The organism is Geminocystis sp. GBBB08 (assembly GCF_016743215.1).
In the GTDB taxonomy this organism is placed as follows: domain Bacteria; phylum Cyanobacteriota; class Cyanobacteriia; order Cyanobacteriales; family Cyanobacteriaceae; genus Geminocystis.
Map to the genome: position 1 here is coordinate 20,232 of NZ_VRZC01000026.1, position 12,148 is coordinate 32,379.

Genomic DNA, 12,148 nt, shown 5'->3' on the forward strand with positions numbered 1-12,148 from the left:
CATCTCTATCATCAATTCTCGATGAGGATAGGGAAAAGGGAAAAGGGAAGAGGGAAAAGTAATCAGAATTGATTTTAAAACTCCTAAAATTGATTTTTCCCGTTTTGTTTCATTGGTATTATTGTATAGGAGTGATAGCACTTATCTTGACAAAGAGAAAATTTTAGAATACTATAAGTATCATTATTATTCAACAAATAGTGAAATATTATGTCACAAAAGCCTATTAATAAAATTTTTCAGGGAGACTGTCGGGAAATCATGAAAAACTTACCAGACAATTATATATCTGCTTGTATAACAGATCCACCTTACAATTATGAATTTATTGGGCATAAATGGGATAACTCAGAAATTCAACGCAGAATGGAAAGAATAAAAGATAAAAATAATAAGACTTTAGTTAAGAATATTCCCTATGGCAGTGGTTTAGCAGGAGGAGTAAGAAATGAGCGATGGTATCAAAAAAATAGAGAAAATATTTTAGAATATCAAAATTGGTGTTTTGAGTGGGGAAAAGAGCTTTTTCATATTTGTAAACCCGGTGCAAATATTTTAGTTTTTAATAGTACTAGAACTGTTGCTCATGTCCAAATAGCCTTAGAAAATGCTGGTTTTTATGCTAGAGATATAATAGTTTATCGTCGATCGAGTGGTATTCCTAAAGGTATTAATATTGAAAAAAAATTGAGTCAAGAAAACTATCCTAATCCAGAAAAATGGCATGGTTGGCATAGTTGTTTACGCAATGAATGGGAAGCTATTTGTGTTTTGCAAAAACCATTAAAAAATAATTATTATGATACTTTAACAGAGTATGAAACTGGGTTATTTTATACTCACACTTTAGGAGGTGGTTTTCAATCAAATATATTAGAAAATATACCTAAAGAAAAAACAGAAGATTTTAATATTCATTGTACAGTTAAGCCTCTTAATTTAATGGAAAAATTAGTCAAAATTTTTGTCCCCAGAACTGAAAATAGTATTTTAATTGATCCTTTTGCCGGTTCCGGTACAACATTATTAGCGGCAAAAAATTATGATATTTCTTATATTGGTATTGAGATAGTTCCCGAATATATTGAGATAATCAATAAAAGACTTAATCAAGAAAATTTTAACGGACAACAGCAAATTTTGCCTTTATACTCATCAGAAATTGCTTAAGATCAAAACCGCTTATTTTTTGAATAAATTTAAAAGTATCATCTCCAGTATAAACATTCCAATTTCCTGTTTGACAAGCAGTTATTGCGGCAGGTAAATTGTCGCCTCTTAAAATTAAAATTACCGGAATATATCCTAAATTTTTTAATTTCTTTCCGTCTTGTTTAAATCCTTTTAATGTTTTTGAATCTCCAGAGCCAATCCTGTATTTAGTATCAATAGCATAAGAATTAACTACTAAATCACACGGTTCATCATTAGCTATTCTCAGAGCAGGTTGAAAATTTTGACAATGTATTTTACATATTTCTACCACTAATTTTTGCCAATAAGTACCTAATTCTCGACTCCAATATTGCCTATTTTCAGCTTTTAATTCAGCAGTTAAATTAAATACATCCATTAATAAATCATGTTCGGAATTGCCATTATTAAAAACTTTTTCTTCAAAGGATTTTTGATATTCTTCTAAAATACTTTCTAGGTTTTGATTAATATTAGTCATCTTTTAATAATTCAAAAAGTTTAACAGATAATGCTTGAGCAATTTTTTCCGCATTTATTAGGGTAATATTTCGTTCTCCTCTTTCTACCGCTCCAATATAAGTACGATGCAAAGCAGATTTTTCAGCTAATTCATTTTGAGACATCTTTTGTTGTTTTCTAATTTGTCTTATTTTTTCTCCAAATTTTCTCGTTATATTCATAAATTTCGATCATAAATGAAAAGAGGTAGGAAAACTCTTGTCAACTCCAAATTAATTTTACTGCAAAAAGTACGTGCGGCTTTGCCCTACCTTTGGCATCGAACTCCTCTCCACTAGACGATCTCATTTACTTATAATGAAAACGACAAGCTAAAATTCTTATTTTGTGATCAAAAACCTGATAAACTAAACGATGTTCTTGATCAATTCTTTTTGACCAACATCCCGACAAATCATGTTTTAATGGCTGCAGAACATTGCGAATGGGTACTCAACAAGACAAATCGTGAAGATTGGTGGCGCTCAATTAGAAATGCAGCTATTAATGACGCAGGAAATACCAATAGTGACTACTACTATAAACGTGCTGGAGAAAATTGTTCATGGGTGCTTCATCAGAAAAAACTGCCTGAATTATGGAAACAAATTGAATTAGCCGCAAGAAGAGACGTTTTTAAGGAATTTTAATCGGTAAAACTCCACTCTTTATCCGAAAAACGAGAGAAAACTTCCCATGTAGATAGCACATCGTCTTCTGTTAAATAATAAATTTGTGTTAATTTTCCTGAGAAAAAAGCCTCTCCCAAAAAGATCGATTAAATTAGACGGTTGATTCATCTAAAATTTATTGAAATGTGCGGAATATGGTTTAAGTACAAAGTTTGACTAATTTTTAGAAATGATGTTATTATTCTAATACCCATAATACCCATAATTTTTTTCCTTTTTATCTGCGAATAGGACATCACTCAATGCTTAATGAACTTTTACCCCCCATCGTTGCTTCTGCATTAGATCTCGTTAGTCAAAAGTTATTATCTTTCACCACCGATACTCAATTCAACGAAAAATTAATTTTAACTTTCGGTAACGCTATTAACACCGAATCTTATCTACAGTTATGGACAAATGGTGAATATAATATTGAGCCAGTCATCGAAATTGTCAGTCGCAGTCAGTTACAAGGTGCTAACGGTGCTTTTTCCAAAGATAACGGGAAAATTTATCTAGCAGAAGAATATTTAGCCACAAACATTAATAATCTTGAGTCGATCGCAAGTGTGATATTGGAAGAATATGGGCATTACTTAGACTTTATCATCAATGGCGATAATGATAGTCCCGGAGATGAAGGAGAAATTTTTTCCGCCTTAGTGCGAGGTATCAATCTCAGTGCTGAAAATTTACAGCAATTACAGACTCAAAACGACTTTTCCACGATTTTCATTGATGGGCAATATTTGCCCGTAGAAAATTCTAAACCGTTTATTTCCCTATATATGCACCGGGGATATTCTTCATTTGTCGAAGAAGATACTCCAGACTACTCATTTGGGGCTGAAAATCTATACTTCATTTTTGATAGAGACGATGCCACTGTCAATACTCCTGTGAGTGTTAACTTTACTGTGGGAGGAACAGCATCATACGGTTACTCAGGTAATGGTGATTATAATCTTTTAAATATATACAACAATGGTGCAAGCGTGTTATTTGGTTCTACCGGCGGAACGATATACTTTCCTGCGGGTGTGAAAACTGTTACGGTAGGATTTGATCTTATAGCCGACTCGATGATTGAGGAGCATGAAACTATTATCCTCAGTCTTCTGCCCAACGACAATTATAACGTTTATAGCACAAACCCTGTCGTAGGAACGATCCTTAATGACGATAATCCCCCGGGTTTTACTCTAACCAAAGTTCCTTCACTTTTAAATAACTTCCCCTTGAGGGTTCAAGAAGGCGGATTAACAGATGCTTATACAATAGTTTTAGACAGTCCCCCCACTGCCAATGTTACCTTGACTATCAACGGAGGAACACAATTAAATACCAGCACCAACACTGTAACTTTCACTCGTAGCAACTGGTATAAACCTCAAACAATTACGGTATCTGCCATTAATGACGGTATTGCCGAAGGCGCCCATCAAGGCACTATCACTACTACAGTTACAACAACTGATCTCAATTATAGAGCAATTACCATTGATCCACTGGTGGTAATGATCGATGTCAATATTTCCCCCATTGCCATCACCCTAACCAATCAACAAACCTCATTCCCCGAAAATACCAATACAGCAAGTCCAATTAAAGTAGCGGATATTAACATTACTGATGATGGGTTAGGAATCAATGCCCTAAGAGTTGTCGGGAGCGATGCCAATTTCTTTGAAATTAAAAATAACGCTTTATATCTTAAAGCCAATACCAATCTGGATTATGGACTTAAGCGCAGTTACAATGTTTCCGTTGAGGTAGATGATCCCACCGTAGGAAGTAACCCCGATTTAACAGCTAGTTTTACCCTAAATGTTACCGATGTGCCAGAAGGTAACTTAAATACAACTGAAGTTAGAAATATCTATGACAGTGGAGAGGGTAGTTTACGTCAGGCAATTCTCTTTGCCAATGCCAACCCGGGGGCAGATACCATTACCTTTGTTGGTTCTGTTTTTACTGATAACACTCCTGATACCATTTATCTGTTATCGATGTTGCCTATCATCACCGATGATCTTACCATTATCGGTACAGGAATAGACAAACTCACTATTAGTGGCGATGCCAACAAAAATGGTATCAACGATGCAGGGGATTCCCGTATTTTCTTTGTCAATCAAGGCAATATTTCTATCTCAAATCTTACCCTAGCTGAAGGACGAGCCAAAGGAGGAGATGGTGCTGACGGTGGTGGCGGTGGTGCTGGTATGGGAGGTGCATTGTTCATCAATGGGTTATACAATGGTGCATCTGTCACAACGAATGTCACCCTTACCAATGTGAATTTTACTAAAAATCAGGCGATCGGCGGTAGAGGTGGCACGATACTTTATGACGAAAGTTTTGAAGACCTAGGAGGTGGAGGCGGCGGAGGTGGCTTCTCTGGTAATGGAGGCAAGATTGAATTTGATGAGTATTATCGTACTCAGGGCTATTTTAGATTTTTTGGCGAAGGGGGAGGTGGCGGAGGTGGCTTCTCTGGTGATGGTGGGATAGGTAGTTACAAAGGTGGCGGAGGTGGCGGAGGCTACTCTGGTGATGGTGGAAACAGCGTTGATATACAGTTGGGTGTGGTTAACATTGGTGATGGTGGTGTTGGTGGCTCAGGCACTGGGACTCCCTTTGGTGGTTCTCCTGCTACCGCAGGGGGTGGGTTCGTCACTGCGCCCGGAAGCGGAGGTGGTGTCGGCGGAGGTAGCGGTGGTGCTTACCTTTGTAGTATTGACGGTTCTGCTTCCTCCGGTGGCACTGGCAGTATCGGTGGCGGTGGCGGTGGTGGTAGTAATAGTGATAATGAGAAAGTTGGTTCTAATGGTGGTCGTGGAGGCGATTTTGGCGGAGGCGGTGGTGCCGGTGCCGGTGACAACTTCTCTGGTACTGGCGGTAGTGGTGGCTTTGCCGGTGGCGGAGGCGGAGGCGGTAGTAGTGGCGGAGGCGGTGCTGGTGGCTTCGGCGGAGGCGGAGGTGGTACCCGAGGTGGTAGCTTCGGCGGTGCTGGTGGCTTCGGCGGTGGAACTGGTGTAGGCGGTACTTTCGGCAGTGGCAGTAGCTTCTCTTTCCCTTATTCCTTCGGTGGTGGTGGTGCTGGACTGGGAGGGGCTATCTTTGTTAGAACGGGCAACCTAAACCTTAACAACGTCAATTTTTCTAACAATAACGCCATCGGTGGTGCAAGTGATGGAAATCAAGGGCAAGGTATTGGTGGTGCTATTTTTGCCGTTGGCACAACTTTAGGCTCTCAAGCAGGTATTTCTACACCAGCGACAGTAACTTACAATAATATTAGTTTTGATAATAATACAAGCAGTACCAGTAGTCCGAATACATACGGTCTTTTCTTTGCTACTAATGACACTACTAATGCCAGAGAGGCTGGAAACTTTAATAATAATAAATTTGGGATCAATCCTACGGGCAACGTTCTTGCTAATGATACCGATACCAATAACAGCTATGGTGATCTAAGAGTAATCTCTGTTAGAACGGGAGAAATAGCAGGACAGGGTACGCAGAAAACTTTGGGAACTCCGATCATTGGTAATTATGGCACTTTCACTCTTAACAGTAATGGTTCTTATAGTTATGTTGTCGATAATAACAATCCTGATGTACAAGCCTTAAACATAGGAGATACTCTTACAGAGAGTTTTAACTACACCGTTGAGAATGTTCCTGATGGGCGAACTGATATGGCAAAATTTGTCATAACGATCGATGGAGTCAATGATAAACCGATATTATCGTCGATCGCACCTATTGCTTTCAGCGAAACGAGTGCCTATGACACTTTCAATCCCATTTCTGGTACTTTACTGGGAGTTGATCCTGATGGTGGGTTAACACAACTTACTTATGGTATTGCAGGGAAAACGGCATCTGGTGGCATGACTACCGTTAATGGAGCTTACGGGGTTTTGAACATCAATACTTCAACGGGAGATTATACTTATACCCCTAATGCTTCGGCAATTAATGCTCTTCAAAAAGATGCGATCGATTATTTCAACTTCACCGTTTCTGATGGAGATTTAAGTAAGGATTTTTCCAGCGATCTTTTGCTGTCAGAGAATTTTGAAATTTCTAGTTTCTTTTTTATTACAGATAGATATAATCCCAATTACAAACTATCTTCAGGAAGACAAAGTGGCCCTCTCGCTCTAACTAATTGGAGTAATTCAGGGGAGACTTATTCTGCAGGTGGTTATGTCACTGTTGGGAATGGGACAACAGCACTCGATCGCAACTTTAATAATGATATTTCCGAAGGGAATCTTCAAATTAGTTTTGATCTATCACCATTAATCAACAGTGAATTTGGTACTAGCTCTAGCGATTGGGGAGGTATTAGTCTAGGACTTTCTGCAACTGACAAAAACGCATTTATTAATTCTGCCGTACCAAACTTTGGGATTCCCTTCAGAAAAAACGGTCAAATGCAGGTTTTCTATGGTAATAAGGACATAACGGCATTATTTCCCAATAGCACTTGGGGCATTCAGGGAGGTAATTTCAGTTTCTCTAACTTCACTCTGCAATTAAGTGATCCCACCGATGATAATCCTTTTAATGGCATTGGACAAACTAATATTGATGTTTATGCAAATAATAATCTGATCTATCAGTACGTTAAGGGAGATGGTGGCTATAGCGACAACTATATTAACTTTGCTAGTAGTAGTCGTACTGGATCGGGACTAGACAACGTAGTTATAAGCAAACCAAACACTATCATCACTAGACAAAATAGTCAACCCTTCATCGTTAATTTGCAGGGAGCTAATGACTATCCCACAAACTTGTCCTTAAATTCAAGTGCAGTTAATGAAAACGTTGCGACCTTGGCTACTGTGGAAACGTTTAACACTGTTGATCCTGATAATAATACCCTCTTTACTTATAGCCTAGTAGAAGGAGTTGGCTCAAACGATAACAGTTATTTTACTATTAGTGGCAATCAACTAAAGATTAATAGTTCTCCAAACTTTGAAAGTAAATCTAGCTACCGTATTCGAGTCAAAACTACTGATCAAGGGGGTTTATCTTTTGAAAAAGAATTAACTATTACGATTAATGATCTTAATGAAACTCCTACAAACCTAGATATTAGTGTTAGTAACGTTGATGAAAATGTACTGGCAAATACGGTTGTTGGTAGTTTTACCACTGTAGATGAGGATGCAAATAACACTTTTAGCTATAGCCTCGTAACAGGTACAGGATCAGATGACAATAATGCTTTTAGTATTATCAACGGCAATCAATTACAAATAAAAAATTCTCCTAACTTTGAAAGCAAATCTAGCTATAAAATTCGGGTTAAAACTACTGATCAAAATGGGTTATTTTATGAAAAAGTTCTGACGATTACCATTAATGATGTTAATGAAGCACCGACAAATTTAGTTCTAAATCCTCTTACCGTTAATGAAAATGTACCAAATAGCACAGTAGTTGGTAGTTTTACTACTATAGATGAGGATGCAAATAATTCTTTTAACTATAGTCTGGTAAGCGGTACAGGTTCAGAGGATAATAGTGCTTTTACTATTAATGGTAATCAATTACAAATTAGTAATTCGCCAGATTTTGAATTGAAGTCTAGTTATAAGATTCGAGTTAAAACTAAAGATCAAGATGGATTGAGCTATGAGAAAGAATTAATTATTAGTATCAATAACCTAAATGAGACTCCCACAGATTTAACTCTGAATGTCAGTAATATTGATGAAAATATTTCGGCAAATACTGTTATTGGCAACTTTGGCACGATCGATCAAGATAATAACAATACTTTCACTTATCAAATTGTTAGCGATGATAGTGATGCAGAAATTCTATTTTCTGACAATTTTACTGCTCCTAGCAACCCCAATACCTACAATATAAACTATAATCTCAACCAAAGACAGGGGGGAACTTTTGCCGAAACTAATTGGGTAGGTAATGGCAATACTCAAGTAGGCAATGATACAGCTGGGATTGACTTCGGAAATTATCTAATTACTGCGTTTAGCGGTACGGCGGCGATCGATCGCAACTTTAATAATGCTAATTCTCAGGGAGGACTTAGAATCGCCTTTAATCTTGCCCCTAACTCAACAGGCAACGGAGATCAAAATGTTTGGGGAGGCATTAATCTAGGACTTTCAGCCACTGACAAAAATGCTAGTATCGATTCCGGTGTGGCACATTTTGGCATTCTCTTTCGAGGTAATGGTGGCATACAAGCCTTTAACGGAAATACAGATATAACAGGAATTTACAGCAACTGGGGTGGTACGGGTAATAATGGCACACTTCACCCTTTTACTATAGAATTAACCGATCCCACTGACAGCAATCCCTTTGATGGTGTTGGGCAAACCAATATTGATGTTTACGCTAACAATTCCCTGATTTATAGCTACATCAAAGGGAATGGTGGCTATAGCCAAAATTATCTCAACTTTACCAGTTCTTTTATTTCTGGTGTGGATAACCTCGTAATCAGCAGAATGAGTTTATTTAGCATCAGTGGAAATCAACTTAAAATTAATAGTTCTCCCAATTTTGAAGCCCAGTCTAGCTACAATATTCGAGTCAGAAGCACTGATCAAGGTGGTTTGTCCGCAGAAAAAGATTTTGTGATTAATATCAACGATCTCAATGAGAGTCCTACAGGCATAACTCTTAGTTCCACAAGGATTAATGAAAATGTCGCAGGAAGCGCGATCGTAGGTAACTTTAATTCGATCGATCCTGATAGTAATAACACCTTTAGCTATAGCTTAGTAACAGGTAATGGTTCAAATGATAATAATGCTTTTAGTATCAATGGCAACCAGTTACAGATTAATTCTTCTCCCAACTTTGAAACTAAATCAAGTTATAGCATTCGAGTTAAAACTACAGATCAGAATGGTTTATTTACCGAGAAAGTGCTGACGATTAATGTTAATGATCTGAATGAAAGTGCTACAGACATTTCTCTTAGTTCTACAACGATTAATGAAAACATCCCCTCCAATACAGTCATTGGTAGTTTAAGTAATAATGATCCTGATGCCAATAACACCTTTAGCTATAGTTTAGTGACGGGTGATGGTTCAGAGGATAACGGTTTTTTCAGTATTATCAATGGCAATCAGTTAAAGATTAATCATTCTCCCGATTTTGAAACTAAACCTAGTTATAGCATTCGAGTTAAAACTACAGATCAGAATGGTTTATTTACCGAGAAAGTGCTAACTATTAATGTCAATAATCTTAGTGAACCCGCTTCAGATATAGCTCTTAGTTCGACAAGGATTGATGAAAATGTCGCAGGAAGTGCGATCGTTGGAAGTCTTAATAGCATTGGTGGTGATACTAACGATACTTTTAGCTATAGCTTAGTAACAGGTATAGGTTCAAATGATAACAATGTTTTTACCATTATTAATGGTAACCAGTTACAGATTAATACTTCTCCTAACTATGAAGCTAAATCAAGTTATAGCATTCGAGTTAAAACTACAGATCAGGATGGTTCATTTATCGAGAAAGTGCTGACGATTAATGTTAACGATCTGAATGAAAGTGCCACAAATATAACTCTTAGTTCCACAAGGGTTAATGAAAATATCCCCTCCAATACAGTCCTTGGTAGTTTGAGTAATAACGATCCTGATCGCAATAATACTTTCACCTATAGCTTAGTAACGGGTAATGGTTCAGATGATAATGATATTTTTAGTATTATCAATGGCAATCAGTTAAAGATTAATCATTCTCCCAACTTTGAGACTAAATCAAGTTATAGCATTCGAGTTAAAACCGAAGATCAAAATGGACTGAGCTATGAGAAAGAATTTATTATTGGTATTAATGATCTTAACGATGCTCCAACCGATTTAAACCTGAGCGTCAGTAGTATTGATAAAAATATTCTACCGAATACAATTATTGGTGACTTGACTACCACCGATGAAGATAGCAACAATACCTTTACCTATAGCTTAGTTGCTGGTGGTGGATTGGAAACTCTTTTGAAGGATAATTTTTACGTTGCAGGAATCACTTTGTTTGAAACATCGAATCTCAATTACAATCTCCCTCAGAGACAAAGCGGTTCTCTTACTCCCACCAGTTGGATTGGTTCTACAGGTTGGGCCGTCCCTTTTGTTGGGGATTATACCCTTTCTAATATTGATTCTTCTAATCATCTTTTGCTCCTTTTAGGTGCTACGGCGGCAGTCGATCGCAACTTTAATGATAGTAATTCTGAAAGTGGGCTTCGCATCTTTTTTGATTTAGCACCCGCCTTAAATATACCAAGTGAATTTATAGAAAGAGACATCAATACAGGGGGGAGTATTAGCCTCGGACTTTCTGCTAACGATAAAAATGCTGGTATCGGTTCTGATGTGGAACATTTTGGCATTCTCTTTAAAGGGGATGGTACTATTCAAGCCTTTGATGGTAGCACTGATCTTACTCTTAATGACGAACCTAAACCTACTTGGGGAGGGGTAGTTACGGAAAATCGACTTAACCCCATTACTTTAGAAATAACTGATCCCACCGATAATAACCCCTTTGACGGCGTAGGACAAACCAATATTGATGTTTATGTCAACAACTCATTGAAATATCAATACGTTAAGGGAAATGGTGGCTATAGCGAGAATTATTTTAATTTCAGCAGTTCCTATTTTTCCGTAGTGGATAACCTAGTGGTTGAAAGAATGGGTTTATTTGATATTACTGGAAATCAACTTAAAATTAATCGCTCTCTAGGTTCTGACGTAGCATCTAGCTACGATATTCGAGTGAGAACCACAGATCAAAACGGTTTGTATTTTGAAAAAGACTTAACAATTAATGTTGATGGTATTAACAAAGCACCTACTAACTTGAGCCTCAGCAATAATCTCGTCATGGAAAACGTTGCTACGGGAAGTGTGATCGGTATTTTCTCGACGATCGATCCAAATGAGGATGACACCTTTACTTATGAACTAATAAGCGGTGAGGGCGATACCGATAACGATAGTTTTAGCATTATCAACCATAACCAATTAAGCCTTAATATTTCTCCTAATTACGAAACTAAAAATCGCTATAGCGTTCGAGTGCGGACAACGGATCAAGGTAACTTAAGCTATGAGCAAACCTTTGTAATTAACATTACCGATATTAACGAAGCTCCCTTGTTGATTAATCCGATTGGGGTTCAAAATACCTTAGAGCAATTAGAATTTAATTTTACTGTTCCTGTCAATACTTTTAGCGATCCTGACGGTGATACTCTTACCTATAGTGCTACTTTAGCCGATGGAAGCAATTTTCCAACTTGGTTAAGTTTTAATACTAATACTTTTAGCGGTAAAACTCCTGCCAGTGGCACTATTTCTGTGAAGATAACGGCAACGGATACAGATGGTTTATCAACAAACAATACCTTCGACATCGTGATTAAAAAGTTACAAACTCTGGTGGTAAATGGAACTGGTGGTAATGATGTTATTTCTGGCGACATAGGATTTAATCTCCTTAATGGTATTGGTGGGAATGATTTCATTACAGGTAATGTGGTTGCAGATACCATCATGGGTGGTAGTGAAAATGATACTATCAAAGGCTTTGACGGTAACGATCTTCTCTATGGTGGTAGCGGGAATGATCTTCTCTATGGTGGCAATGGGAATGACAATCTCGATGGTGGTACCGATGCTGATTATCTCGAAGGCGGTGACGGGAATGATACCTATATCGTGGATAATCTGAACGACTTAATCAAA

The 12,148-nt window shown here is 37.5% G+C and carries 7 protein-coding genes; 3 read left to right on the forward strand and 4 right to left on the reverse strand.

All coding sequences use genetic code 11. The annotated features are described in order from the left end of the window. Positions 1 to 210 precede the first annotated feature (210 nt). Positions 211 to 1,170, forward strand: a complete 960-nt coding sequence (locus FWJ34_RS05450) for a site-specific DNA-methyltransferase (protein WP_308254309.1) — start codon at positions 211 to 213, stop codon at positions 1,168 to 1,170. Here the strand turns inward: FWJ34_RS05450 and FWJ34_RS05455 are convergent. The 3 genes from FWJ34_RS05455 to FWJ34_RS19530 all read right to left on the reverse strand — a co-directional run bounded on the left by FWJ34_RS05455 (position 1,121) and on the right by FWJ34_RS19530 (position 2,109). Continuing rightward, positions 1,121 to 1,675 carry a restriction endonuclease gene (locus tag FWJ34_RS05455; protein WP_308254310.1) on the reverse strand — a complete coding sequence of 185 codons (555 nt, stop codon included), beginning with the start codon at positions 1,673 to 1,675 and terminating at the stop codon, positions 1,121 to 1,123. The two genes, FWJ34_RS05450 and FWJ34_RS05455, sit on opposite strands and share 50 nt — an antisense overlap. After that, positions 1,668 to 1,877 carry a helix-turn-helix transcriptional regulator gene (locus FWJ34_RS05460; RefSeq protein ID WP_308254311.1) on the reverse strand — a complete coding sequence of 70 codons (210 nt, stop codon included), beginning with the start codon at positions 1,875 to 1,877 and terminating at the stop codon, positions 1,668 to 1,670. The genes FWJ34_RS05455 and FWJ34_RS05460 overlap by 8 nt, the downstream gene beginning before the upstream one ends. Positions 1,878 to 2,004: 127 nt before the next feature. Next, positions 2,005 to 2,109 carry a type II toxin-antitoxin system YoeB family toxin gene (locus FWJ34_RS19530; RefSeq protein ID WP_396231696.1) on the reverse strand — a complete coding sequence of 35 codons (105 nt, stop codon included), beginning with the start codon at positions 2,107 to 2,109 and terminating at the stop codon, positions 2,005 to 2,007. A gap of 11 nt (positions 2,110 to 2,120) precedes the next feature. Here FWJ34_RS19530 and FWJ34_RS05465 point away from each other — a divergent pair, with 11 nt between their 5' ends. After that, complete coding sequence (locus tag FWJ34_RS05465) at positions 2,121 to 2,345, forward strand: hypothetical protein (protein ID WP_308254312.1); 225 nt, start codon at positions 2,121 to 2,123, stop codon at positions 2,343 to 2,345. Here the strand turns inward: FWJ34_RS05465 and FWJ34_RS05470 are convergent. Further along, complete coding sequence (locus FWJ34_RS05470) at positions 2,342 to 2,464, reverse strand: hypothetical protein (RefSeq protein ID WP_308254313.1); 123 nt, start codon at positions 2,462 to 2,464, stop codon at positions 2,342 to 2,344. The two genes, FWJ34_RS05465 and FWJ34_RS05470, sit on opposite strands and share 4 nt — an antisense overlap. Before the next feature lie 165 nt (positions 2,465 to 2,629). Here FWJ34_RS05470 and FWJ34_RS05475 point away from each other — a divergent pair. Next, positions 2,630 to 12,148: cadherin domain-containing protein (locus FWJ34_RS05475; RefSeq protein ID WP_308254314.1), on the forward strand; the 9,519-nt coding region annotated here is incomplete at its 3' end.

Excerpts from the sequence above, each read along its gene's own strand:
- FWJ34_RS05455 (WP_308254310.1), bottom strand. The coding sequence starts at position 1,675 with ATGACTAATATTAATCAAAACCTAGAAAGTATTTTAGAAGAATATCAA.
- FWJ34_RS05450 (WP_308254309.1), top strand. The coding sequence starts at position 211 with ATGTCACAAAAGCCTATTAATAAAATTTTTCAGGGAGACTGTCGGGAA.
- FWJ34_RS05465 (WP_308254312.1), top strand. The coding sequence starts at position 2,121 with ATGGCTGCAGAACATTGCGAATGGGTACTCAACAAGACAAATCGTGAA.
- FWJ34_RS05460 (WP_308254311.1), bottom strand. The coding sequence starts at position 1,877 with ATGAATATAACGAGAAAATTTGGAGAAAAAATAAGACAAATTAGAAAA.